Annotated in this window: 21 protein-coding genes and 1 pseudogene; 19 read left to right on the top strand and 3 right to left on the bottom strand. The window is 64.9% G+C overall.

Features of this window, described 5'->3' with window-relative positions; translation table 11 throughout:
* Positions 1 to 47: 47 nt before the first annotated feature.
* The 5 genes from HAP40_RS29880 (at position 48) to HAP40_RS29860 (ending at position 6,094) form a co-directional block, all read left to right on the top strand.
* Positions 48 to 923: an EamA family transporter gene (locus HAP40_RS29880; RefSeq protein WP_166814413.1), complete on the top strand. Its 876-nt coding sequence runs from the start codon at positions 48 to 50 to the stop codon at positions 921 to 923.
* A gap of 7 nt (positions 924 to 930) precedes the next feature.
* Positions 931 to 1,533, top strand: coding sequence for a LysE family translocator (locus tag HAP40_RS29875; RefSeq protein ID WP_166814414.1), 603 nt, complete (start codon positions 931 to 933; stop codon positions 1,531 to 1,533).
* A gap of 132 nt (positions 1,534 to 1,665) precedes the next feature.
* Positions 1,666 to 2,685, top strand: coding sequence for a ketol-acid reductoisomerase (gene ilvC, locus HAP40_RS29870; protein WP_166814415.1), 1,020 nt, complete (start codon positions 1,666 to 1,668; stop codon positions 2,683 to 2,685).
* A 486-nt stretch (positions 2,686 to 3,171) separates the two neighbouring features.
* Positions 3,172 to 4,023, top strand: coding sequence for an SDR family oxidoreductase (locus tag HAP40_RS29865; protein ID WP_166814416.1), 852 nt, complete (start codon positions 3,172 to 3,174; stop codon positions 4,021 to 4,023).
* Positions 4,024 to 4,381: 358 nt separating this feature from the next.
* Entirely contained in the window at positions 4,382 to 6,094 is a 1,713-nt protein-coding gene (locus tag HAP40_RS29860; protein WP_166814417.1) for a sulfatase-like hydrolase/transferase, read from the top strand.
* A gap of 97 nt (positions 6,095 to 6,191) precedes the next feature.
* Here the strand turns inward: HAP40_RS29860 and HAP40_RS29855 are convergent, their stop codons facing one another.
* Positions 6,192 to 7,751 carry a glycine betaine ABC transporter substrate-binding protein gene (locus HAP40_RS29855; RefSeq protein WP_166814418.1) on the bottom strand — a complete coding sequence of 520 codons (1,560 nt, stop codon included), beginning with the start codon at positions 7,749 to 7,751 and terminating at the stop codon, positions 6,192 to 6,194.
* Complete coding sequence (locus HAP40_RS29850) at positions 7,748 to 8,530, bottom strand: ABC transporter ATP-binding protein (RefSeq protein ID WP_166814419.1); 783 nt, start codon at positions 8,528 to 8,530, stop codon at positions 7,748 to 7,750. Before HAP40_RS29850 ends, HAP40_RS29855 begins: the two co-directional genes overlap by 4 nt.
* A gap of 127 nt (positions 8,531 to 8,657) precedes the next feature.
* Here HAP40_RS29850 and HAP40_RS29845 point away from each other — a divergent pair, with 127 nt between their 5' ends.
* Positions 8,658 to 9,476, top strand: a complete 819-nt coding sequence (locus tag HAP40_RS29845; protein ID WP_166814420.1) for an ABC transporter ATP-binding protein — start codon at positions 8,658 to 8,660, stop codon at positions 9,474 to 9,476.
* Positions 9,476 to 10,264 carry an ABC transporter permease gene (locus HAP40_RS29840; protein ID WP_166814421.1) on the top strand — a complete coding sequence of 263 codons (789 nt, stop codon included), beginning with the start codon at positions 9,476 to 9,478 and terminating at the stop codon, positions 10,262 to 10,264. The genes HAP40_RS29845 and HAP40_RS29840 overlap by 1 nt, the downstream gene beginning before the upstream one ends.
* 47 nt (positions 10,265 to 10,311) lie before the next feature.
* On the opposite strand, the gene HAP40_RS29835 is transcribed toward HAP40_RS29840, so the two are convergent.
* Positions 10,312 to 10,761 carry a cupin domain-containing protein gene (locus HAP40_RS29835; RefSeq protein WP_166814422.1) on the bottom strand — a complete coding sequence of 150 codons (450 nt, stop codon included), beginning with the start codon at positions 10,759 to 10,761 and terminating at the stop codon, positions 10,312 to 10,314.
* Positions 10,762 to 10,899: 138 nt separating this feature from the next.
* On the opposite strand from HAP40_RS29835, the gene HAP40_RS29830 reads away from it, so the two are divergent.
* The 12 genes and pseudogenes from HAP40_RS29830 (at position 10,900) to HAP40_RS29775 (ending at position 25,671) form a co-directional block, all read left to right on the top strand.
* Positions 10,900 to 11,925, top strand: coding sequence for an ABC transporter substrate-binding protein (locus HAP40_RS29830; RefSeq protein ID WP_166814423.1), 1,026 nt, complete (start codon positions 10,900 to 10,902; stop codon positions 11,923 to 11,925).
* A gap of 29 nt (positions 11,926 to 11,954) precedes the next feature.
* Positions 11,955 to 12,659 (top strand): NUDIX hydrolase, encoded by a 705-nt coding sequence (locus HAP40_RS29825; protein ID WP_166814424.1) that lies wholly within the window; start codon positions 11,955 to 11,957, stop codon positions 12,657 to 12,659.
* A 96-nt stretch (positions 12,660 to 12,755) separates the two neighbouring features.
* Entirely contained in the window at positions 12,756 to 14,066 is a 1,311-nt protein-coding gene (locus tag HAP40_RS29820) for an ABC transporter substrate-binding protein (protein ID WP_166814425.1), read from the top strand.
* 15 nt (positions 14,067 to 14,081) lie between these two features.
* The gene (locus HAP40_RS29815) at positions 14,082 to 14,849 is read left to right on the top strand and encodes an ABC transporter ATP-binding protein (protein ID WP_166814426.1); all 768 of its coding nucleotides are present in this window, start codon (positions 14,082 to 14,084) and stop codon (positions 14,847 to 14,849) included.
* A gap of 3 nt (positions 14,850 to 14,852) precedes the next feature.
* Entirely contained in the window at positions 14,853 to 15,557 is a 705-nt protein-coding gene (locus tag HAP40_RS29810) for an ABC transporter ATP-binding protein (protein ID WP_166814427.1), read from the top strand.
* Between the two features lie 6 nt (positions 15,558 to 15,563).
* Positions 15,564 to 16,445, top strand: coding sequence for a branched-chain amino acid ABC transporter permease (locus HAP40_RS29805; protein WP_166814428.1), 882 nt, complete (start codon positions 15,564 to 15,566; stop codon positions 16,443 to 16,445).
* Positions 16,442 to 17,528 (top strand): annotated as a pseudogene (locus tag HAP40_RS29800) (branched-chain amino acid ABC transporter permease). The gene HAP40_RS29805 and the pseudogene HAP40_RS29800 overlap by 4 nt, the downstream one beginning before the upstream one ends.
* Positions 17,422 to 18,378 (top strand): polyphosphate kinase 2 family protein, encoded by a 957-nt coding sequence (locus tag HAP40_RS29795; RefSeq protein WP_166814430.1) that lies wholly within the window; start codon positions 17,422 to 17,424, stop codon positions 18,376 to 18,378. Before HAP40_RS29800 ends, HAP40_RS29795 begins: the two are co-directional and overlap by 107 nt.
* Positions 18,375 to 19,412, top strand: a complete 1,038-nt coding sequence (locus HAP40_RS29790) for a patatin-like phospholipase family protein (protein ID WP_166814431.1) — start codon at positions 18,375 to 18,377, stop codon at positions 19,410 to 19,412. The genes HAP40_RS29795 and HAP40_RS29790 overlap by 4 nt, the downstream gene beginning before the upstream one ends.
* A 926-nt stretch (positions 19,413 to 20,338) precedes the next feature.
* Positions 20,339 to 22,675, top strand: coding sequence for a mechanosensitive ion channel domain-containing protein (locus HAP40_RS29785; protein WP_166814432.1), 2,337 nt, complete (start codon positions 20,339 to 20,341; stop codon positions 22,673 to 22,675).
* 99 nt (positions 22,676 to 22,774) lie between these two features.
* Positions 22,775 to 23,773, top strand: a complete 999-nt coding sequence (locus tag HAP40_RS29780) for a Bug family tripartite tricarboxylate transporter substrate binding protein (RefSeq protein WP_166814433.1) — start codon at positions 22,775 to 22,777, stop codon at positions 23,771 to 23,773.
* Positions 23,774 to 24,075: 302 nt separating this feature from the next.
* Positions 24,076 to 25,671: an NAD-dependent malic enzyme gene (locus HAP40_RS29775; RefSeq protein WP_166814434.1), complete on the top strand. Its 1,596-nt coding sequence runs from the start codon at positions 24,076 to 24,078 to the stop codon at positions 25,669 to 25,671.
* Positions 25,672 to 25,714: the final 43 nt, after the last annotated feature.

Genomic DNA, 25,714 nt, shown 5'->3' with positions numbered 1-25,714 from the left:
AGAAAGAAACAGCAGGGCTGCACGGCAGTGCAGAACCGGGAACAACAATGAAGCCGGCCGACATCCTCATCGCCGTTCTGGTGGCGATCATCTGGGGGCTTGCCTTCGTGGCGAGCCGGATCGCGCTCGACGAGTTTTCGCCGGAGCTGATGACGGCGATGCGCTTCGCCATTGCCGCGCTGCCGTGCCTGTTCATTCCCAAGCCGAAGGTCGCCTGGTCGCTGCTGATTGCCATCAGCTTCACGTTGTTTCTCGGACAGTTCCTGAGCCAGGCCTACGGCATTGCCCATGGCGTGCCGGTGGGGCTGACCAGCGTGGTCGTGCAGAGCCAGGCGTTGTTCACGATCGGCTTTGCCGCGGTTGCCTTCGGCGAGCGGCCGACGGCGAAGCAGACGCTGGGCATCGTGATCGCCGCAGCCGGGCTTTTGATGATCTGCGGCACCGTCGGCTATGATTTCAGCGTCGGCGCCTTCGCGGTGCTGATGATCGCGCCGATCTGCTTCGCCGTCGGCAATCTGCTGCTGCGGGGCGCCCGCGGTGCGCCGATGTTCGACCTGTTCGCCTGGCTATGCCTCACCGCGGCGGTGCCGCTGTTTGCGCTGACGCTGGTCGTCGACGGGCCGATGCCGACCATTCAGTCGTTGATCCACATGTCGCTCACCGGCCTGATCTGCCTGCTGGTCATCGGCGCCATCTCCACCAGCATCGCCTATTGGCTGTGGGGACGTCTGCTCCGCGACTATCCGGCTGCCCAGGTGGTGCCGTTCGCGCTGCTGGTGCCGTTCGTGGGATCGGCCGCCTCCAGCATCGTGTTCGGCGAGCGGTTCGGACCCTTGCGCCTCGCCGGCATGCTCACCGTGATCGGCGGGATTGCCGTGATGGTGCTGGCGCGGCGCCCTCAGGCGCTGCCCAAGGCGGCGTGAGGCGGGCATGTCGCAATCGATGTTCTATGCTTTTCTGGCTTTCATGGTCGTGATGTATTTCACGCCCGGGCCAAACAACATCATGCTGCTGTCCTCGGGGCTGACCTACGGCTTCCGCCGCACCATCCCGCACATCGCCGGCATCGTGATCGGCTTTGCCTTCATGGTCGCCGCCGTCGGCCTCGGGCTCGGCACCGTGTTCCTGACCTATCCGATCCTCCAGACCATCTTGAAATATGGCGGTGCGGTCTACCTGATCTATCTTGCCGCTGCGATCGCCATGTCCGGCCCGACCAGGCCGGGTGAGGGGAGTGGCCGCGGCCCGATGACGTTCTGGGGCGCGGCCATGTTTCAGTGGATCAACGCCAAAGGGTGGGTGATCGTGATCGGCACCATCACGGCCTATGCGGCGATCGCCCAGTTTCCGCTCAATATCGCGATCCAGACCGTGATCAGCCTGCTCGTCGGCACGATCTCGACCGTGGTCTGGGCCCTGTTCGGCACCGCGTTGCGCCCTGTCCTCACCTCCGAGCGGCTGGTCCGCGCCTTCAACATCCTGATGGCGGTCCTGCTGCTCGCCTCCCTCTACCCCGTCTTCATGGATGCATGATGCCGCAGATTTCCATGCAGAAACGGGTTTCCCAGGGGCCCTAAAATGCTCTAGACAGCCCCCGAAATCCGTCAATTCGCCTAAGAAAGACTGACCATCGGCCGATCCCGGCCCCCGAACGAGGAAACGACTATGCGTGTTTATTACGATCGCGACGCCGACCTGAACCTGATCAAGGGCAAGAAGGTCGCCATCGTCGGCTATGGCAGCCAGGGCCACGCCCATGCGCTCAACCTGAAGGACTCCGGCGTCAAGGAAGTCGCCATTGCGCTGCGCAAGGATTCGGGCTCGGTGAAGAAGGCGGAAGCCGCCGGCTTCAAGGTGATGGACGTCGCCGAAGCCGCCAAATGGGCCGACCTCGTCATGATGCTGACCCCGGACGAACTCCAGGGCGACATCTATCGCGAGCACCTGCACGACAACATGAAGAAGGGCGCCGCCCTCGTGTTCGCGCACGGCCTCAACGTCCACTTCAACCTGCTCGACCCGCGCGCTGACCTCGACGTGCTGATGATCGCGCCGAAGGGCCCTGGCCACACCGTGCGCTCGGAATATCAGCGCGGCGGCGGCGTGCCCTGCCTGATCGCGATCGCCAAGGACGTCTCGGGCAACGCCCATGACCTCGGCCTGTCCTACGCCTCCGCCGTCGGCGGCGGCCGCGCCGGCATCATCGAAACGACCTTCAAGGAAGAGTGCGAGACCGACCTGTTCGGCGAGCAGGTGGTGCTCTGCGGCGGCCTGGTCGAGCTGATCAAGGGCGGTTACGAGACGCTGGTCGAAGCCGGCTACGCGCCGGAGATGGCCTATTTCGAGTGCCTGCACGAAGTGAAGCTGATCGTCGACCTGATCTATGAAGGCGGCATCGCCAACATGAACTATTCGATCTCCAACACCGCGGAGTATGGCGAGTACGTCACCGGCCCGCGCATCGTCACCGCCGAGACCAAGGCCGAGATGAAGCGCGTTCTCGCCGACATCCAGGGCGGCAAGTTTGCTCGCGACTGGATGCTCGAGAACAAGGTCAACCAGACCTCGTTCAAGGCGACCCGCGCCAAGCTCGCCGCCCACCCGATCGAGGAAGTCGGCGCCAAGCTCCGCGACATGATGCCCTGGATCAAGAAGGGCGCGCTGGTCGACAAGAGCAAGAACTAAGTTTTGCGTTTGCCGGATGCGGCGCGTCGCTTCGGCGCTGCACCGCGTCCGGACACTGGAGCGAAACACAGGCTTCGCTCGCCAAACCAAATCTTAAACCTAGGCCATTAGGCTCGAGCGAGATCGCAATCAGCGGTCTCGCTCTTTTCAACTCGCGCGAAACATTGCCGCTTCATTCAAATTCTTCGCGAGCTGATGTGCGCTCTCAGGGCGAAGAACTGACGCTTAAACCACATTCTTGACCTTGGGTCGTTTCTGGGATTTTCCCGCCAGTATCTGAACGCCAAAACACCAGCGTCTTCAGAGTCTAGGAATCCACTCTTCATCCGCACTCTCATCGTGCGATCCCGCTCCGCGGCGTTCACGTTTCTTGCGATTCTAAGAATCGACATTTGGTGAGCACCTTGCCGCGGCCTCAGCGCCGCGATCCATTGCGCACAGGCGCCTTCCACCTACATGATCGCGGGAACCTTGAGGGGAGGGATCATGCGTTCTGTCGTCGTCACCGGCGCGTCCACCGGCATTGGCTGGGCCGTTGTGAAATTCCTGATCAAGCACGGCTATCGTGTGTTCGGCAGCGTCCGCAAGCAGGCCGACGCCGACCGGCTGGCGGGTGAGTTCGGCGCCCACTTCACGCCGCTGCTGTTCGACGTCACCGACGAGGCCGCCGTGCTGGCCGCCGCACGCCAAGTGCGCGAGGCACTGGGCGGCGAGACGCTGGCCGGTCTCGTCAACAACGCGGGTATCGCGGTCGCCGGCCCCGTGCTCGAATTGTCGGCCGACGATTTCCGCCGCCAGATGGACGTCAACGTCATCGGTCCTGTCATCGCGACCCAGGCGTTCGGTCCGCTGCTCGGCGCCGACCCCTCGCTGAAGGGACCGAAGGGCCGGATCGTGATGATCAGCTCGGTCGCGGGCAAGAACGGCAACCCGCTGTCGGCGCCCTACTGCACTTCCAAGCACGCCATCGAAGGATTGTCGGAGAGCCTGCGCCGCGAACTGATGCTGTTCGGCATCGACGTCATCATCGTCGCCCCGGGGGCCGTGAAGACGCCGATCTGGAGCAAGGCCGAAGAGATCGATCTCTCGGTCTACCAGAACTCGCCCTATCTGCCGGCGCTGAACAAGGTGATGGCGTTCATGATGAATCTCGGCGCCAAGGGCCTGCCCGCCGAGCGCATTGCCGAGATCGTGTTCGAGGCGTTGACGGCGGCGAGCCCGAAGGTGCGCTACCAGATCACGCCGGACCCGGTGCGCCATCTGATCGGGGCCGTGCTGCCGAAACGGACGGTCGACCGCATCATCGCCAAGCGGCTAGGGCTGTTGCCGCAGGGATGACCGGCGTTCAGTTCGTCCGGGCGTCCGTCCCGCGGAGCTGCGCGCCCGGCTCCTCGCCCGACCATACCCCGGCGAACCCCGTGTGTTGGTGCGCTGCAACCGGGCGCTGGCAGGAGCGTGGTGGCGACACACGGTCCCACGTTGCAGGCGGGTCCCGCCTCTCCGACCTGCGGCCCATCGTCTCCCGCTAACAATAAGCGAAGGTCGAATTGCCGGGCGCGTTGCCTGTCCTTGACGGTTCCGTTACAGTTTTATGACACGGTGCAGGCTTCCGGATGCGCCGGGCGCCGCTAGTCGTCTCGAGGGCCGGCCAGGCGGCTTGGCATCACCGCACCGGACCAGAAGTTGCGTGCCGTAGATGGCGTCCGCGCCGAATCCAGGTCCCTCTGCCACAACCGCCGTGCTGGCGAGCGTTGCCGCGCTCGGCATCTGGCGGCTGCTCGCGGTCACAGCGCCCCATTTCGCAGCGCTTGCCCTGATGTACGAGACCGAGACCGATTTCGGCTCACGTCTCTCCTTCGCGCTGGCCTGGGGCTTCCTCAATTTCTTCTGGATCACGCTGCTGCGCCGGCCGGCCCTGTCGGGCGCGCTGTCGCTGACCATGGTCGTGGTGCTGGTGCTGCTGTCGCGGCTCAAGCACGACGTGGTGCAGATGACGGTCAACTTCATCGACCTGATGATGATCGACCGCGACAGCGTCGCGTTCCTGTTCACGATCTTCCCGAACCTGCGCTGGTCGGTGATCCTGGCCGGCCTCGTCACCCTGCCGCTGATGTATGCGCTGTGGTGGCTCGATCCGTTCCGCATCCGCCGGCTGCCGGCGCTGGCCTGCAAGCTCGCCTGCCTTGCCGCGCTGGCGGGCTATTCGCTCTACCATCCGGACGAGGCCTGGCGCGGCTATTACGACGACGGCTATCTCTCGAAATTCTTCCGCTCCGGCGTCACCGCGGTCTCCGACTTCGTGCAATCCGGCTTCATGGAATCGGCTGCCTCGACCAACGAGCAGCTCAACGTGCCGCTGGTCGATGCCTGCCATCCCGCGGGCCGCCGGCCCAACATCATCATGATCCATGATGAATCGAGCTTCGACATCCGCGCCGCCCAGGGCATCAAGGTGCCGCCGCGCTATGGCGATCACTTCAAGTCCTGGGACGGCAGGCAGCGCACGTTCCTGGCCGAGAGCAATGGCGGGCCGAGCTGGTTCACCGAATACAACGTGCTCGCGGGGCTCTCCTCGCGTTCGTTCGGCCGCTTCGCCTATTTCGTGACGCGCATCGCCTCGAACCGCGTCGAGCGCGGCCTGCCGCTGGCGCTGCGCCGCTGCGGCTACGACACGATGTCGCTCTATCCCGCCTATGGCGGTTTCATGGGTGCGCGCACCTTCCAGATGACGACCGGCATCGAACGCTTCCTCGATTCGAAAGATCTCGGCGCCAAGGACGTGGAGCCCGACTCCTTCTTCTACGACAAGGCGCTTCAATTGATGGGCCAGCAGCCGCCGAACAAGCCGCTGTTCACCTTCATCTATCTCGGCGCCAATCATTTCCCCTGGGAGACGCGCTTCCGTCCAGACCTGCTGCCGAACTGGCGGGCGCCGGGCAACGCGCCGTCCATCGACGAATATCTGCGCCGGCAGACCATGAGCGCCGAGCAGTACAAGGCGTTCGTCGCCGGCCTGAAGAAGAATTTTCCGGGCGAGCCTTTCCTGATCGTGCGCTACGGCGATCACCAGCCGGAGTTTGCACCGAGCCTGCTCGAGCCCGGGCTCGACGAGGGCGCTCTCGGAAAGAAGCTCGACGCTTACGATCCGCGTCTCTATGCGACGTACTATGCGATCGATGCCATCAACTTCGAGCCGGTGAAGAGTGAAGCCGTGATGGACACGGTCGACGGCCCCTATCTGCCGCTGGTGATCCAGGAGGCCGCCGGTATCCCGCTCGATCCGTCCTTCGCCGAGCAAAAGGAGATCATGCTCCGCTGCAAGGGCATCTTCTACGGCTGCAAGGACGGTGCCGAGGCGCGGCGGCTGAACCGGCTGCTGATCAACGCGGGCATGATCCGGGGGCTGTAGTGCTTCGCCCGCATTTCAGCTGCGTCCCTGGGAGCGCGCATGTCTCCTCAGCGTCGTCCTGGCGAAAGCCAGGACGACATCGAGTAAATGGTGGGTCCTACCGCTTGCCCACCTTTTCCCACAGCCACCTCGCCACCGCATCGGGCGATGAGTTCGCATCATTGCCGCTGGCGCGCAAATTTGCTTCGCGCATGGTGGCGATGTCGATCTTGCCGAGCAGCGGCTTGAGCGCCATCTGCAGCCGCTCGTCGCCGGCGCGCTTGGGCGCGAGCAACACAATGGCATCGTAGGGCGGGATCGCGTGCCGGGGATCATCGAGCGCAACGAGATCGTATTTCGCGATCAGGCCGTCGCTGGTGTAACCGGCGATGACGTCGACCTCGCCGCCGGCGACCGCCGCATACATGAAGTCCGGCTGCATCTGGCGCTGCGCGCGGAAGGATAGGCCGTAGGCCCTTTGCAGCGCGGCCCATTCCGGGCGCGAGAAGAATTCATAGTCGCCGGCGATCGACATCGTCGATGCATGCGCGGCGAGATCGGCGATGGTGCGGATGCCAAGCGCCTCGGCGCGCTTGCGCGGCATCACCAGCGCATAGGCATTCTCGAAGCCGAGCTCGCCGAGCAGGGTGATGTTGTCCCTGGCCAGCGCCGTCTTCAGCTCCGCGAGCAATTCCGCCCGCGGCTTGATATCGCTGCGATGCAGCTGGTTGGCCCAGAGCGTGCCGGAATAATCGACATAGAGATCGATGTCGCCGGCCTTCAGCGCCGCGAAGATCACGCTGGAGCCGAGGCCGGATCGTGCACTGGCGGAAAGGCCGGCCGCCTGCAGCCGATCCCTGAGCAGGGCCGACAGCACATATTGCTCGGCGAAGGTCTTGGCGCCGACGATATAGCCTTGAGACGAGCGTCCCATCGTCGGAACCAGCGCCGCAGCAACGAGGGTGGCGATCCCGACGCCGCCGAGCGCTGTGCGCAGACGGCTGCGCTGGCGCAGGCCGTTCTCGATCAGGCCGAGCAATTGGTCCACGGCAAGGGCGAGCAGGGCGGAGGCAATGCAGCCGAACAGCACGAGCACCCAGTTCTGGGTCTGGAGCCCGGCGAAGATGTAATTGCCGAGGCTGGTCTGCCCGATCGGCGTCGACAGCGTCGCCGTGCCGATCACCCACACGGCGGCGGTGCGGATGCCCGCCATCATCACCGGCAGCGCCAGCGGCAGCTCGACCATGACCAGGGACTGCCGCGCGGTCATGCCGACGCCTTTGGCGGCTTCGAGCAGCGCGGCATCGATGCCATTGAGGCCGGTGATGCCGTTGCGCAGCACCGGCAGCATCGAATAGAGCGCCAGCGCCAGCACCGCCGGCAGGAAGCCGAAGGCGGAGAAGGAGAAGCCGAACCAGGCGAGCGTCAACGAAGCCGCCAGCAACAGCAGCGGATAGAACAGCGCAAGCAGCGCAAGTCCGGGCACCGTCTGCACGATGCTGGCAAGCGCAAGCAGGATGCCGCGCGGCGCCGGGCGGTTGCGCGTAAGGATGGCCAGCGGAAGGCTGACGACAAGACCAAGCGCGAGCGCCGCAAGGCTCACCCGCACGTGGTTGCCGAGATAATCGGGCAAATGCGACAGTGCCTCGCCCCAGCGCGGATCGGCGAAGATGCTCATGCCGTACCGCTCGTCGGCAGCAACGCATTCAACCGTTCGACCTGGCGCCGGGGCGTGCGCAACAGTTCCAGCACGTAGGGCTCGCTGCTGTTCGAGAGCTCCGCGGGCGTCCCCTGTGCCAGCAGCCTTCCGTCACGCATCACGGCGATGCGGTCGGCGAGCAGGATCGCCTCCATCATGTCGTGCGTGATCATGACGGTGGTCAGGCCGAGCTTGCGATGCAAATCGCGAAAATCCTCGCCGAGCGCATCGCGGGTGAGAGGGTCGAGCGCGCCGAAGGGCTCGTCCATCAGCACGATGCGGGGCTTTGCCGCGAGCGCCCGCGCCACGCCGACGCGCTGGCGCTGGCCGCCTGACAACGCTTCCGGAAGCCGGTCGCGATGCGCAAGCCGGTCGAGCTGCACGAGGTCCAGCAGCTCATCGACACGCATCGCGATGTCCGCTGCCGGCGCGCCCAGCAGTCTTGGCGTGATCCCGATGTTCTCGGCAACGCTCAGATGCGGAAACAGGCCGCCAGCCTGGAACACGTAGCCGATCCGCCGCCGCAGTGCGACCGGGTCGACGCCTCGCACGTCCTCGCCCGCGACCGTGATCGTGCCGCTATCCGCCTCGATCAGCCGGTTGGCGAGCCGCAGCAGCGTCGTCTTGCCGGAGCCTGACCCACCGACGATGGCCACGAACTCGCCCTCGGCGATGTCGAGCGACACATCATCGACGGCCTTGAGCAGGCCGAAGCTCTTGGTGACGTGTTGGTAGCTGATCGCCGGTTTGGAGGGCATTGGACGCGGCTCTGTTGCCCTCTAGGGGAGGGTGGAGGAAGTGACACCATGCCTAGCACGCTTGCCTGGTCGATTGAACTTGGCTGCGCGAGCGGCTAAGGCATCGGGCCAAATTCGGAGGGACTACATGACAACGCCCACGGCAGTGGCGCTGGAAGATGCCAAGGTTGCGTTTCGCCTCGGGGACGGGCGGGTTTATACGGCGGTGGAGAAGGCCCATCTCGCGGTGGCGCAGGGCGAGTTCGTCGCCATTGTCGGGCCCACGGGGTGCGGGAAATCGACGCTGCTCAACGTCGCCGCGGGGCTGCTCAAGCCCGCCGCCGGCAGCGTCAGAATATTCGACCGGCCGCTCGCGGGGCTGAATCGGGATGCCGGATATCTGTTCCAGGCCGACGCGTTGTTCCCGTGGAAGACGGCGCTCGACAATGTCGCGATCGGGCTCGAGATCAAGGGCACGCCGCGCGCCGAGGCGCGGCCACGAGCACAGAAATGGCTGACCTCCGTCGGCCTCGGCGCCTTTGCGAACCGCTATCCGCACATGCTCTCCGGCGGCCAGCGCAAGCGCGTGGCGCTGGCGCAGGTGCTGATCCGCGATCCCAAAATCCTGCTGATGGACGAGCCATTCGGGCCGCTCGATGCGCAGACGCGCCAGGTCATGGGCAATCTGCTGCTCGACCTCTGGAACGCCGACCGCAAGGCGGTGCTGTTCGTCACCCACGACCTCGAAGAGGCGATCGCGCTCGCCGATCGCGTCGTGATCATGTCGGCGGGCCCGTCTTCCCGCATCATCGGCGACTGGCGCGTGAGCTTGCCGCGCCCGCGCGACATATTCGAGGTGCGGCTCGACAAGGAGTTCCACGCACTGCATCGCGAGATCTGGGGCGTGCTCAAGGACGAGGTGATGAAGGGTTACGCCCAATCTACCAACGCGGCGGAGGCGGTCTGATGTCGCGCCCGACGCTGCTTGCGCTGCAAATCCTGGTCGCGGTCATCTTCATCGTGCTGTGGCAGGTGCTGACGACCGTCCCCGTATTCGGCAAGATCCTGCTGCCGCCGTTCTTCTTCTCCAACCCGTTCGACGTGTTCAGCCAGATCGTGAAATGGTTTTCGTCCGGCGTGATCTGGAAGCATCTCGGCATCACATTAGCGGAATCGATCCTCGCCTTCGTGATCGGATCGCTCGGTGGCGTGCTGGTCGGCTTCTGGTTCGCGCGCCAGCCGCTGGTGGCCGCCGTGTTCGACCCCTATGTGAAGATGGTCAATGCGCTGCCACGCGTGGTGCTGGCGCCGATCTTCGCGCTGTGGCTCGGGCTCGGCATCTGGTCCAAGGTCGCACTCGGTGTCACCCTGGTGTTCTTCATCGTCTTCTTCAACGTCTATCAGGGAGTGAAGGAGGTCAGCCGCACCGTGCTCGACAACGGCCGCATGCTCGGCATGAGCGAACGGCAATTGATGCAGCATGTTTATTGGCCGTCAGCGCTGTCCTGGATGTTCTCCTCGCTGCACACCTCGGTGGGCTTCGCCGTGGTCGGCGCGGTCGTCGGCGAATATCTGGGATCGGCGGCCGGGCTCGGCTACCTCATCCAGCAGGCCGAGGGCATCTTCGACGTCGCCGGCGTGTTCGCCGGCATGTTCGTGCTCTCGGCCTTCGTGATCCTGATCGACTTCGGGGTCACGCTGGTCGAGCGCAGGTTGCTGGTGTGGCGGCCGACGGCGTCGGACGGGCGCGGCTAGAGCGCGAGTTCACCTCTCCCGCAAGCGGGAGAGGTGAAAGCAAGAGCTCAATCCAGCAGCTTGGTGTCGTCGGGCGCCTGCGGCGGGGTCTTGATCGCGATCGCCTTGACCTGACCGCTGATCGGCTTGGTGCCGCCATGCGGCGTGCCCTTCGGGATGATCACGAGGTCGCCGGGCTTCACGGTGACCTCCTTGTCGCCGAGCCAGATCGTGCCGGTGCCGTCCAGGATGTACTGGATCTCGTTGGTGTTGGGATGCATGTGCTTGGGCACGTTGCCGACCTGGATCGAGATGGTGGCACCGTCGGCGCTCGCGAACATCTTGGAGCGATAGCCGACGGCGTTGGCGGGCCCGAGCGCATCGCCCTGCATCTCGCCGGTGTGGATGATCTGCGCGGTGATGTTCTCGGCGGCGAGCGCCGGCCGCAGCAGGTGGGTTGCGCCGCATCCGGCGGCAAAGGCGGCGGCGATCGACAGCGCGGCAGCAAGGCGATTCATGGATGATCCTCCCCATCAAGTATTGTTGTTGTCCGGGTATGCTATTGCGCCGGAACGCCGATGGCCAGCCCACTTCGGCAGTGCTTCTCAAGCCTGCCCCGCTGCTTTATGGTGCCGCCGGCCGAACGGAGGAAACCAATGAAGAACACGATTGCCAGGCTCGCCGGCGCGCTGCTTGCGCTGACGCTCACCACCTCGCTTGCCGCGGCGCAAAGCAAGGTCACCGTGGCCGTCGGTGGCGGCGCCTGCCTGTGCTATCTGCCGACGGTGCTGGCCAAGCAGCTCGGCGAATACGAGAAAGCAGGCCTCAATGTCGAGCTGGTGGACCTCAAGGGCGGCTCGGATGCGCTGAAAGCCGTGCTCGGCGGCAGCGCCGACGTCGTCTCCGGCTATTTCGACCATTGCGTCAATCTCGCCGCCAAGAAGCAGGAACTTCAGGCCTTCGTGGTCTATGACCGCTATCCCGGCCTCGTGCTGGTGGTCGCGCCATCGCGCACCAACGACATCAAGTCGGTCAAGGATCTCGCCGGCAAGAAGGTGGGCGTCAGCGCGCCGGGCTCTTCCACCGACTTCTTCCTCAAATACATGCTCAAGAAGAACGGCCTCGATCCCGCCGGCACTGCCGTGATCGGCGTCGGCCTCGGCGCTACCGCGGTCGCCGCCATGCAGCAGGGCCAGATCGACGCGGCCGTGATGCTCGATCCCTCCGTCACCGTGCTCCAGGGCAGCCACAAGGATCTGCGCATCCTGTCGGACACCCGTACCCAGAAGGACACGCTCGAGACCTTCGGCGGCGAATATCCGGGCGGCGCGCTGTACTCGACGACGGCCTGGATCAAAGGCCACGAGAAGGAGACGCAGGCGCTCACCAATGCGATCCTGGCCACGCTCGCCTGGATCCATTCGCACTCGCCCGAGGAGATCATGGCGAAGATGCCGGAGGAGATGGTCGGCAAGAACAAGGAGCTTTATCTCGCCGCGCTGAAGAACACGATCCCGATGTTCTCAGAAACCGGCAGGATGGACCCGAAGGGCGCGGACGCCGTGCTTGCGGTGTTCAGCGTCGGCTCGCCCGAGGTGGCGAACGCCAAGATCGACGTCAGCAAGACTTTCACCAACAAGTTCATCGACCAGGCCAAGAAGACGACGGGGAACGCCAAATAGCTGACGCGAAGGCGAAGTCATCGGGCGTCATGACGTCACCGGTCATTCATCGCGTCACGACGCTCGATCTTGCCGTGCGGCCGATCGTGTGGGCGTTCGCGGAGGAACGTCGCGCCGAGATCGCGGCGCATTTCGCCGAGAAGCAGCGTGAGCGGCCGAAGCTGTGGAACGGTCGCGTCCTGCTCGGGCGCGATGCCGTGTTCGCGGGCGGCCATCTCGCAGCGACCTATTTCGAGACCGATTTCGCCAGCTTCCTCGCCTGGCGCGACTGGGGCGCCCCCGATGCGGCCGTGTTCAATGGTTTCGGCATGGGCGCGCTGCGCACCTCCGACGGCGCCTTCGTGATGGGCGAGATGGCCCAGCATACCGCCAATGCGGGCCGCATCTATTTCCCTTCGGGCACGCCCGACCTCGACGACGTCAGGGATGGCGCCCTCGACATTCCCGGCAGCGTCGTCCGCGAGATCGCGGAAGAGACCGGGCTGGATGCCGAGGACTACGTGGCGGAGCCGGATTGGCACTGCGTCGTCTCCGGCCGTGCGATTGCGATGATTCAGGTTCTCAACCTGGACATGCCGGGCGACGAAGCCCGCGCCCGGATCGAAGCCAACCTCGCGCGCGAGGACGAGCCCGAGTTGTCGGCCATCCATCTCGTGCGCGGGATGAGCGATCTTACGGCCACCATGCCGCGATTTGTCACGGCCTTTATTGCGCAGCAGTTCGCCTCCCGCTGACGCGCAAGGCTTGACATCGCTTCGCGTAGCCCATGTGATGGGCCAAAAAAGCAACAGCAACAAGAATGCGATGCACAATCGCTCAGGGAGGTTTTGATGCGCCTGCGCAGGGCTGCCCGTTTGGCATGTGGGCTGTTGGTCGCGATATCAGCGACGGGCTTGGCGGTGTCCGCCCAGGCTCAGGAGAAGAAGATCAAGATCGGCGTCGTCTTTGATTTGACCGGACCTCTCGCCGGCGGCGGCTCCGAGCTCGGCTATATCGGCGCAAAGATCATCCTCGACCATTTCGCCAAGACCGGCGTCGAGGGTTACAAGGTCGAAGCGGTCTACGCGGACGCGCAGAGCAAGCCCGACATCGCCATCAACGAATCCGTCCGCCTGCTCGAACAGGAGAAGGTCGACATGGTGCTCGGCTTCTTCTCCTCGGCGCAGTGCGTGCCGGTCGCGGCCCGCGTCGAGCAGCTCAAGAAGTTCATGTGGATGACGACCTGCATCTCGTCGGCCGTGTTCAACGACAAAGGTTACAAATACGTGTTCCGCCCGCAGGCGAGCGGCGACCAGTTCGGCATGATGACGATGGATTTCGTCGCGCAGAACGCCAAGGAGAAGCTGGGCAAGGAGCCCAAGGATCTGCGCGTCGCCATCATCCACGAGGACGGCGCCTATGGCGTCGACGTCTCCAAGGGAAACGAGGCGGGTGCGAGGAAGGCCGGCTTCAATGTCGTGCTGAAGGAAGGCTATTCCGCCACCGCGCCGGATCTCTCCGCGCTGGTGACCAAGCTGAAGCGCGCCAAGCCGGACGTGATCTTCCACACCGGCTACAACCCCGACATCACGCTGCTGCTGCGCCAGGCCCGCGAGCAGGGGTTGAAGTTCGGCGCGCTGATGGGGCATGGCGCCGGCTACGGCGTCTATGAGAAGCTGAAGGAGGGCATGGGCGCGGACGCCACCTACATCTTCAACACCGATCCGATCTCGATCTGGCTCGCCAACCAGAAGACCATGGATCCGAAGCTTCCGGCCGTGATCAAGATGGTCGGCGAGGAGTTCGACAAGATCAGGCCGGGCGTTGCCATCCGCTCCGCTCATGTCGGCATCGGCGCATCCAACACCTACGTCTTCATGTCCGACATATTGCCGCGCGCCATCAAGAAGTATGGCGGTGTCGATCCCGACGCGCTGCGCAAGGCGGCGCTCGACACCGACATTCCCGAAGGCGGCACCATGCTCGGGTTCGGCGTGAAGTTCTATGGCGAGGGCACGCCGATGGCCGGGCAGAACGAGCGCTCGTTCCCGGTCGTGATCCAGTACATGGACGACAAATCCTCCGTGGTGTGGCCCAAGAGCCAGGCGCAGCGCGAGGCAGTGCTGCCGCTGCCGAAAGGCACCACCTACAGCAACCAGTAGCGGCGGGGTGCTTCGGTGTTGGAAGTCAGCGGGCTGGTGAAGCGGTTTGGCGGCTTCACGGCGGTCAACAACGTCTCGTTCAAGGTCGACCAGGGCGAGATCCTCGGCCTGATCGGACCCAACGGCTCGGGCAAGAGCACGATCTTCAACATGCTCTCGGGCACGCTGGCGCCGACCTCCGGATCGATCCTGTTCGCCGGGCACGAGATTGCGGGCCTGCCGCCGCACCGGATCATCAATCGCGGCATCGGCCGTACCTTCCAGATTCCGCGCCCCTTCCGCCGCCTGACCATCTTCGAGAACGTCGCGCTCGCCGGCTTCTACGGCCAGGGCCGGCACAGCCGCATCAAGGCCGAGGAGGCCGCCGAGCGGTCGCTGGCGATGGTCGGCCTGCCAACCGATCGCCATGCCAGCGTCGATGGCTTAGGGGCCGCCGGCCTGAAGAAGCTCGAGCTTGCAAAGGCTCTCGCCACTGCGCCGAAGCTGCTGCTCGCCGACGAGAGTCTCGGCGGCCTCGACGAGGCCGAGATGGAACAGGCCGCCGACATGCTGCGCAACATCCGCGACGAGCTCGGCATCACGATCATCTGGGTCGAGCACATCATGGGCGTGCTGATGCGCGTCGTCGATCGCGTCATGGTACTCGATCATGGCGAGAAGATCTCCGAGGGCCTCCCCAGCGCCGTCGCCGGCGATCCGCGCGTGATCGAGGTCTATCTCGGCACCGACGCCGAAACCACGCAGGCCGCGGCCGCCGAAGCGCGCCGCCGCGCGGGAGGTTAGCCGATGCTGGAGCTCCGCGGCGTCAATGCCGGCTATGGTACGTTCCAGGCGCTGTTCGACGTCAATCTCGACGTCAAGGCCGGCGAAGCCGTCGGCGTCATCGGCCCCAACGGTGCCGGCAAGACCACCCTGATGCGCGTCATCTCCGGCCTGATCCGGCCCTCGCGCGGCACGATCAGGATGGAAGGCGTCGACGTCGTGGCGACGCCCTCGCACAAGATCGTCAGCCTCGGCATCGCCCATGTGCCGGAGAACCGCCGGCTGTTCCCGCAGCTCACGGTGGACGACAATCTCAAGATGGGCGCCTTCATGAAGGAGGCGCGCGGGCAATATGCCGAACGGCTCGACGTCGTGTTCGACCTGTTTCCGCGCCTGAAGGAGCGGCGGCATCAGATGGCCGGCACAATGTCCGGCGGCGAGCAGCAGATGTGCGCCATCGGCCGCGCGCTGATGTCCAATCCGAAGCTGCTGCTGCTCGACGAGCCCTCGGCGGGCCTCGCGCCGGTCGTGGTGCAGCAGGTGTTCGAGCTGGTGAAGCGGATCCGCGCCAGCGGACTGACCGTGCTGATCGTCGAGCAGAACGTGCAGCAGGTGCTGAAAGTAGTCGACCGCGCCTATCTGATCGAGGCGGGTACGATCAGGGCGTCCGGCACCTCGGCCGAGATGCTGGCGAGCGACACGGTCAAGGAAGCGTATCTCGGGGTGTGAGGGGGCATGCAGGCATTTCTGGACGTCTTCGACATCTACCTGCTGGAGGCCGTGATCAACGGCATCCTGCTCGGCGGCGTGCTGGCGCTGCTCGCGCTCGGGCTCAACCTGATCTTCGGCGTCATCGACGTGACCTGGATTTGTTATGCCGAGCTGGTGATGATCGGCATGTACGCCATGTACTTCATGGTGCAGTATTACGGCGTCAGCTATTTCGTCGCCGCGCCACTCACCATCCTGCTGGTCGCACTGCTCGGCGCGGCGCTGCACTACCTCGTGATCGCGCCGCTGCTCACCGCGCCGCCGATCAACCAGCTGCTCGCGACCGGCGGCGTGCTGTTCGTGCTGCAGAGCTTTGCCACCGTCGCCTTCGGCATCGACTTCCGCAATCTCGGCATCCGCCTGCCGGTGCTCGCCTTCGGCGACATGAACTTCAGCTACGCACGGCTCCTGTCGTTCCTAGCCGCGCTGGTCGGTATGATTGCGGTCTATCTGTTCATGACGCGGACCTTCACCGGCACCGCGATCCGCGCCATCTCGCAGGACCGGCAGATCATGGCGCTGATGGGTGTCGACACCAGGCGGATCTACATCATCACCTCCGCGCTCGGCGGTGCGCTGGCCGGGCTCGCCGCGTGCCTTCTGGTGCTGCAATACGACGTGCATCCCTTCGTCGGCCTCTCCTTCGGGCCGATCACCTTCCTGATCTGCGTGCTCGGCGGCCTCGGCAATTTCATCGGCGGCTTCATCGCCGCCTTCGTGTTCGCCGAGATCATCTCGCTCGGCGGGCTGTTCTCCGATCTCGAATGGGGCTATGTGCTCGCCTTCGCGTTCTTCATCGTCATGATGTTCATCCGGCCCGCGGGCCTCCTGGCGAGGCGCCGATGATGGGGCAGGGGCGGCTTGCGGCGTGGGGGATCGGATTGGCGGCGCTGGTCGCGCTGCCGTTCGTCTATCGCGATCCCTATCATCTGCACATCCTGGTGCTGATCCTGATCTGGTCGTTCGCCTACACGTCGTGGTCGATGATGGGGCGGTTCGGCCTCGTCTCGCTCGGCCACGGCGGCTTCATGGGGATCGGTGCCTATGTCACGGCACTTCTGTGGAATCACCTCGGCCTGTCGCCCTGGATCGGCATTCCCATCAGCATGGTCGCGGCCGGCGCGCTGGCGCTGATCGTCGGCTATCCCTGCTTTCGCTTCCGCATCACTGGGCACTATTTCGTTCTGGTGACGCTGGCGCTGTCCGGCATCGTGCTGCAGGTCATCACCGCGACGCGCGACTATACTGGCGGCTCGCTCGGCTACACGCCGAACCGCGCGTCCGGCAACAGGCTGCTGGCGCTGCAATTCGACGACAAGACGACGTGGTATCTGATCGCGCTCGCCGTCTGGCTGTTCGGCATCGTGGTCTGGCACTGGGTCGACCGCAGCATGGCCCGCTATGCGCTGGAGGCGATCTCGGAGGACGAGGACGCCGCGGCCGCGGCCGGCGTCGACGTCACCGCGGAGAAGCTGAAGATCACGCTGCTCAGCGCGCTGATGACCGCGCTCGCCGGCGCAATCTACTGCCAGTACCAGATGTTCATCACGCCGGACACCGTCAGCGGCATCGCGGTGTCGCTGCAGATGGTGTTCGCCGCGATCGTCGGCGGCCTGTTCGTCTCCCTCGGCCCGACCGTCGGCGCCATCATCACCATCCTGCTCGCGGAGACCCTGCGCATCGGCTTCGGCACCAAGGCGGTCGGCTGGGACAACCTCGTCTACGGCGTGCTGCTCGTGCTCTTCATCATATTCCTTCCCAAGGGCATTCTTGGTAGCGTGCTCGACCGACTGAAGCCGCAACGCAAGGTATCCCCGAACTCATGAGCAAGAAGCCGTCCAATTCACTCGCCGAACAGCTCGACCGCTACATCACGCCGTTCCGCTACGACGGCTCCGGCAAGTTTCGCCTCAAGGATCACAAGACTGACGAGAAGGGCGATCTCGACAAGGAGCAGGCGCAGGAGATCCTCGAGGCCAACAAGAAGCGCCTCGTCGAATTTCAGGAGAAGCTCTACGCCCAGGATCGCTGGTCGCTGCTGATCGTGTTCCAGGCCATGGACGCCGGCGGCAAGGACAGCGCGATCAAGGCGATCTTCGAGGGCATCAATCCGCAAGGCTGCGAGGTCCATGCCTTCAAGGCGCCGAGCAGTAAGGAGCTCGACCACGACTTCCTCTGGCGCCACGCCGTCGCGCTGCCCGAGCGCGGCCATATCGGCATCTTCAACCGCTCGCATTACGAGGAATGCCTGGTGACGCGCGTGCATCCGGAGATCCTCGCCAAGGAGAAGCTGCCGCCGAAGCTCGTCACCAAGAACATCTGGAAGGAGCGGTTCGAGGACATCTCGGCCTTCGAGCGCTATCTCTGCCGCAACGGCACCGTGGTGCTGAAATTCTTCCTCAACCTCTCCAGGGAGGAGCAGCGCCAGCGCTTCCTCGACCGGCTGGAGGAGCCGGCCAAGCAGTGGAAGTTCTCGATGGACGACATCAAGGAGCGCGCGCTGTGGCCGCGCTACCAGGCCGTCTATCAGGACATCGTGCGCCACACCGCGACGTCTCACGCGCCCTGGTACGTCGTGCCGGCCGATCACAAATGGTTCGCGCGCGTCGTGATCGGCTCGGTGATCAATGCTGCCTTGGAAAAGCTGGACCTGCGCTTTCCACGCGCCGACAAGGCCTCGCTGCGGGAGTTCGACGAGGTGCGCAAGGCGCTGGAGAAGGAGGGCAAGGGGGACAAGGGAGACAAGGGAGGTAAGGGAGGCAGGAAACGAGCAAGGTGACAGTCAGCGGGACCTCGAACCGGAAGAACGTCAGCTTCGCCCTCCAGGGCGGCGGCGCGCACGGTGCCTTCGTCTGGGGCGTGCTCGACCAGGTGCTCGAGGATGGCCGGCTCGCGATCGAGGCGATCAGCGCCACCAGCGCCGGCGCGATGAACGCCGTGGCGATGGCCTCCGGCATGGCGAAGGGAGGCGCGGAGGCGGCGCGGCAGAACCTGCACGCATTCTGGTACGAAGTGTCGCGCATGGACATGGCGTACGATCTGCTCTCGCCGCTGAACCAGTGGATCCAGGCCCTCAAGCTGCCGCCGGAATATCATCCGGTGCACGCCTTCATCCACACGCTGACGCACACGCTGCCGCCGAACCTGCTCAATCCCTTCCATTTCAATCCGCTGCGCTCGCTCTTGCAGCGCGTGGTCGATTTCGACCGGCTCAATTCCTCGCCCGATGCGCCAGCGCTGTTTCTCAATGCCACAAACGTCCGCACCGGCAAGATCAAGGTGTTCCAGAGCCCGCATCTCACCGCGGAGACCGTGCTGGCCTCGGCCTGTCTGCCGCCCTATTTCCAGGCGGTCGAGATCGACGGCGAGCATTATTGGGATGGCGGCTATCTCGGCAATCCCGCGATCTATCCGCTGATCTATCGCAAGGGCAGCCACGACGTCGTCATCGTGCAGGTGACGGCGATCCGGCGCGACGAGCTGCCGACGAGCGCGGCCGACGTCCTTCACCGCATCAACGAGATCAGCTTCAATTCGTCCCTGATGCGCGAGATGCGTGCGATCGCCTTCGCCACCCGGTTGATCGACGACGGCGAGCTCGACAGCGCCAGGCACAGTCGCATGTACATGCATTGGATCGGCAACGACCAGCTGATGTCGCAGCTCGGCACGGCCACGCAATTCCACCCCGAATGGAGCCTGTTGTGCCGCCTGCGCGACGAGGGCCGTACGGCGGCGCGAAGCTGGCTGACGCGAAACGTCGACCGCGTCGGAAAGTCCTCGACGGTCGATCTCGCAGACATGTTTCTCTAGAACTCCGTCGCTCGGCAAATTCGAGTCAGCCGGAGCTGCCATCGACGATAAATGCGAAAACAACCCCATGCACAGTAGCCGCAGATAGTGAAATCAACGGCTTGCCGGCGGCTTGATGTTATTGCTGATTTTACGAAATCCATTTGACACGTCGGGCAAAACACGTGCATGATGCCACCATGCCACTGGCTTGCGGAACTCGCGCGTTGAAATGTGATCCGCCGGATCATCGATCCCGCTTGACAGTTTTATGTCCCGGGAGGAGCATAACGGGTGGCCGCAAGCAAGCGACACGCAACGTCCACCTCATGAGCAAGGGGAGGTCTATGACTCCACCTCCGCAAATCCAGCCGCGTTAAGTGCGATGGAGCTCGTTCGGACTATCGCATAGCGGCGAAAACCGCGAACGGCACGCCGGGTCAAGGTTTAGCGGGCTGCATCAGTGAGGCAAAGCCCCTACCTTCCCGGCGCTGTATTTTGCATCACATCGATCGTGTCGGATGGCCGCGACGAAGCCGCCGTGCCGAGCGCTTTTCACGTCTTTGCTTTCCCCTCCTCCTTCTCGCCGTCATCCCGGGCCGATGCCCGGGATGACGGAGGCAATTGCGCAAGGGCTGTGCGCGAGGGCACGCCGGTCGCCACACCGTCCATTCAGACACCGTCCATTCAGGCCGGCCACACGGCACGAAGAACGTGGCTGCCCGGGCCTTCGCCTCGCCGAAGCGGCTTCGTCCATTGGCGTCCGGCGCCGCCGATGTTGCGGTTCCCCGAACTTCGCATTGCGGCAAATGCCAAGAGAATGTCGTCTCAAAGGCCAACTTCCGACACAGGCGCGGGGCGAATAACACCAATCCGACATGACGCATGTGCTTCGGCGGTGACGGCCACGACACCGCGGGTGCATTCATTTTTTTCAGGGAATCCGCGTGTCGCACAAGCTTGCCCCGGCGCTCTTCGCCGCTCTCTTCCTCGCGATCTCATCTCTCTGCGGCGCCCGCGCCGAGACGCCGGCCGCCAGCAGCGCCGCCACGCTGTCGCCTGACGAGGCCAGACGTGCGCTGGACACGCTGCAGGACGACAAGAAGCGCGCGCAGATGATCGATACGCTGCGCGCAATTGCGAATGTCTCGGGCCAGCAGCAGCCTGCCCCCGCCGCGCCGGCGCCAAAATCGCCGATCCCGCTCTCGGCCGACGGCCTCGGTGCGCAGCTCCTGCTCACAGTCTCCGAGGAGATCGGTTCGATCTCGAGCGAGATCGCCAGCATCGCGCGGACGCTCACGCACTTTCCGGCGTTCTATTACTGGTTCCTGCGCACCGCGAACGATCCCGCGGCCTACAATCTCCTGATCGAGATCGCCTGGAAGCTGGCGCTGGTGCTCGGCTGCGCGCTTGCGGCCGAGTGGGTGATCTTCCGCCTGATCCGCCGTCCGGTCGCGTTCCTGGAAGGACGCGTGCCGCAGACCGCGCGCCTGCCGGCGCAGGTGTTGCCCATCGCAGATCCACCGTCGTCAGTCGCCGATGTGACCCCCGCGCCCGAGCTGAACAAGCGCCGTCACAGTCTCGCGCGGGTCTGGCAGGTCATGCTGCGGCTGCCCTTCGTGCTGGGGCGCCTCGCGCTCGAACTGCTGCCGGTGGTCCTCTTCGTCGGTGTCGCGACGGCGCTGCTCGGGACCGAGATCGGCGAGCCCACGACCGTTCGCCTCGTGATCCTCGCGGTCGTCAATGCCTATGCGTTCTCGCGCGGCCTGATCTGCGTGATCCGGGCGCTGGCGGGGCCGTTCGGCCTGTTTCCGGTTCGGGCCGAAACCGCAGCCTATGTCGAGATCTGGGCGCGCCGCATCGTCGGGGTCGGCGTGTCCGGCATCGCCTTTGCCAATGTGGCCTTGCTGCTCGGACTGCATCGTGCGGGCTATGCCGCGCTGCTCCGCATGGTGATGCTGGTCGTGCATCTCTTCATCGTCGTCATCATCCTGCAATGCCGCCGCCAGGTCGCCGATGCCATCCGTGCACCCGCCGAACGGCAGGGGATCGCGGCCCGTCTGCGCAACCGCATCGCCGGCGGCTGGCACTATCTCGCCATCGCGCTCGATCTCGCCCTGTGGGCGGTGTGGGCGCTCAACATCCGCAACGGCTATTCGCTGCTCCTGCAGTATTTCGTCGGCACGGTCGTGGTAGCGCTGGTCACGCGCGTCGCCATCATGCTGACGCTGAGCCTGATCGACCGCGGCTTCCGCATCAAGCCGGAGATCCTCCAGCGCTTTCCCGGTCTCGAGATCCGCGCCAACCGCTATCTGCCGATGCTGCGCAAGATCGTATCCGGCGTGATCGCGTTCATCGGCTTCGTGGCCGTGCTCGAAGTATGGGGCGTGGACGCCATCGTCTGGTTCTATGGCGGCCAGATCGGCAGCCGGCTGATCTCGGCCGTGGTGACGATCGGACTTGCCGTGTTGATCGCAGCCGCGATCTGGGAAGCCAGCAACGCACTGCTGGATCGGCAGATCAATACGCTGTCCCGGGACGGCCACTATGCCCGTGCCGCACGCTTGCGCACCTTCCAGCCGATGCTGCGCACGGCGCTGCTCTGCCTGATAGGGACCGTCGTCGGCCTCACCGCGCTGAGCGAGATCGGCGTCAACGTCGCTCCGCTGCTGGCGGGCGCCGGCATCGTCGGCATTGCCATCGGCTTCGGTTCGCAGAAGCTGGTGCAGGACCTCATCACGGGGCTGTTCTTGCTGTTGGAGAACACGGTGCAGGTCGGCGACAATGTCAGCGTGTCGGGGCTGTCGGGCGTGGTGGAGAACGTTTCGATCCGCACCATCCGCCTGCGCGCCGGCGACGGCGCCGTGCACATCGTGCCCTTCAGCGCGGTCACGACCATCACCAATGCCAGCCGCGGCGCCGGCAATGCCTCCGTCAGCGTCAACGTCGCCTACAAGGAAGACACCGACCGCGCCGGCCAGATGCTCAAGGATATCGTCGACGAGATGCGGCACGAGCCGGAGTTCCGTGCACTGATCCGCGGCGATCTCGAGCTCTGGGGCGTCGACAAGGTCGATGGCGCGATGGTGTCGATCGTCGGCCAGATCCGCTGCACCGAGGCCGGCCGCTGGCCGGTTCAGCGCGAATTCAACCGCCGCATGAAGCAGCGTTTCCAGCAGAACGGCATCCAGGTCGCATCCGCGACGCAGACGATCCTGATGCATGTCGCGGCGCCGCCGGCCGACAGCGCCGCCAATCTGACGCCGCGGCGGGCGGCCGGATAGCGGCTCGGCAATCTTCCGCTTGCCTCCGTGCGTCCGGCAGCGTTCACTCCGGCTCCAGCCCGCTGACGACATGCGGGCGACAAGGGGTGGGAGAGACCGATGCGGGGGCTGTGGGCCGGATTGCGCGGCGGTGCGATCGTCATATGCGCGTTGATCGGATGTGCGGCCTGGCCCGCGCCGGGCAACGCCCAGCCGTTTCCGTCGCGCCCCATCACCCTCATCGTGCCGTTCGCGGCGGGCGGTCCGACCGATACGCTGGCGCGGATCCTGTCCGAGCGCATCGCCGCCGAGCTGCACACCACGGTCGTGGTGGAGAACGTCGCCGGCGCCTCCGGCAGCATCGCCGGTACCCGCGTTGCCCGCGCCACGCCCGACGGGACCACGATCACCATCGGCCATTGGGGCACCCATGTGCTGAACGGCGCGATCCTCAAGCTGCCCTATGACGTCGTCGCCGATTTCGAGCCGGTTGCGATGATCGCGATGGGAACGCAGCTCATCGTCGGCCGAAAATCGCTCGAAGCGAACAATCTCAAGGAGCTGATTGCCTGGCTGAAGGCCAATCCCGGCAAGGCCACCGCGGGGACCGCCGGGGCAGGCACCGGCGCCCATGTCGCCGGCGTCTTCTTCAAGGGCAAGACCGGCACCGACTTCCAGTTCGTGCCCTATCGCGGCGCCGGGCCGGCCATGATCGACCTCGTCGCCGGGCAGATCGACATCATGTTCGACCAGGCGTCGAACTCGCTCGCGCATGCCAAAAGCGGTGCGATCAAGGCGTTCGCGGTGACCTCGCCGACGCGGCTTGCATCTGCGCCCGACATTCCGACCGTCGACGAGGCGGGCCTGCCCGGGCTCTATATTTCCTACTGGCACGGCATCTGGGCACCGAAGAACACGCCGAGCGAGATCGTCACGAAGCTCAATGCGGCCATCGTCACCGTGCTTGCCGATCCCGCGGTCAAGCAGCGCTTCACCGAGCTGGGCCAGGAGATTCCGCCGCGCGATCAGCAGACGCCCGCAAGCCTCGCGGCCTTCCAGAAGGCCGAGACCGAGAAATGGTGGCCGATCGTGAAGGCCGCCGACATCAAGCCGGAATAGCGCTGCCAGCGGCGTGACATTCTCTCGTTCTGACAGATTGTGAGGCTTTCTCGTCATTCCGGGCTCGCGCTGGCGCGCGCCCGGAATGGCGGGGAGAGAGTGTTGCGCATTGAGCTTCTATCCCGCACCACGCTCTCGCTGCGGTGCGAGATCACAATCGTTGCACGAGTCCCAACATCCTTGATCTCAGGGGAGCGCTGGCCGACAATGCCCGCGGTTCAATAAGAAACTCTTTGGGGGAATAAGTGAATAGACCTTCCCGGGTCGCTGCCCAACCGACATCATCCGATCAAGCGCACGGCATGACGCTGCTGCGCGATCCCTTGCTCAATAAGGGCACCGCTTTCACGGAATCCGAGCGCGAGGCGCTCGGCCTGCGGGGCCTGCTGCCGCCTTGCGTGACGACGATGGAGACGCAGGCTCAGCGCATTCTCACCAATCTGCGCACGCTGCCGACGGATCTGGAAAAATACGTCGCCCTGAACGCGCTGCATGACCGCAACGAGGCGCTGTTCTTCCGCGTCGTCGTCGACAACATCGACGAGATCCAGCCGATCATCTACACGCCGACGGTCGGGCTCGCCTGCCAGAAATACGGCCTGATCTTCCAGCGCCCGCGCGGCATGTTCATCTCCTCGCGCGATCGCGGCCAGATCGCGGAGATCCTGAAGAACTGGCCCTACCAGGCGAGGCTGATCGTCGTCACCGACGGCGAGCGCATCCTGGGTCTGGGCGACCTCGGCGCCAACGGCATGGGGATTCCGGTCGGCAAGCTCTCGCTGTATTCGGCGTGCGCCGGCGTGCATCCCGAGCACTGCCTGCCCATCGTGCTCGACGTCGGCACCAACAACGAAGAGCTCTTGAACGATCCCTATTATCTCGGCCTGCGCGAGCGGCGGCTCACGGGCGAGGCCTATGACAGCTTCGTCGACGAGTTCATGCAGGCCGCGCGCAAGACCTTTCCGGGCGTGCTGATCCAGTTCGAGGATTTTGCCAACCATTCGGCGTTCAAGCTGCTGCACAAATATCGCGACGAAGCCTGCGTCTTCAACGACGACATCCAGGGCACCGCGGCGGTGGCGCTCGCCGGCCTGTTCTCAGGCTTGCGCATCTCCGGCGGCAAGCTCAGGGACCAGCGCATTCTCTTCCTCGGCGCGGGCGAGGCGGCGACCGGCATTGCCGACCTCGTCGTCTCCGCCATGATGGCGGAGGGCGCATCCGAGGCGGAAGCGCTTCGCCGCAACTGGCTGGTGGATTCCCGCGGCCTCGTCGTTGGCGGCCGTGACGGCCTCTCCGGCCACAAGCTGCGCTATGCCCACGCCGGCCAGGCACCGATCGCCGACTTCCTCACCGCGATCAAGACGCTGAAGCCGACGGCGATCATCGGCGTCGCTGCGGTCGGCGGCGCCTTCACGCCCGAGGTGCTCAAGACGATGGCCGAGCTCAACGAGCAGCCGATCGTGTTCGCACTCTCCAATCCGACCTCGAAGGCCGAGTGCTCGGCCGAGGATGCCTATCGCTACACCGAGGGTCGTGCGCTGTTCGCCTGCGGCAGCCCATATGACCCGGTGACGCTCAACGGCCGCACGTTCGTGCCGCGCCAGGGCAACAACTCCTACATCTTCCCCGGTGTCGGCCTTGGCGTCATCGCCAGCAGCTCGCGCCTCGTCACCGACGAGATGTTCATGGCCGCCGCCCACACGCTGGCCGATTGCGTCGGCAAGGAGGATCTGGCGCAGGGGAGCCTCTATCCGGCACTGCCGCGCATCCGCGAGGTCTCGGTCCGCATCGCCGCCGCCGTCGCAGACGTCGCCTATCAGCGCGGCCTTGCCGAAGGACCTGCGCCCAACGACGTGAAGGATCTCGTGCAGTCGCAGATGTACGAGCCGCATTATTGAGGCGTCGGATCGACAGGCCACCTCTGGTGGTCTGTCCCTTTTC

It is taken from the genome of Bradyrhizobium sp. 1(2017) (assembly GCF_011602485.2).
Classification (GTDB): Bacteria; Pseudomonadota; Alphaproteobacteria; order Rhizobiales; family Xanthobacteraceae; genus Bradyrhizobium.
This window is presented reverse-complemented; position numbering and strand designations above follow the sequence as displayed.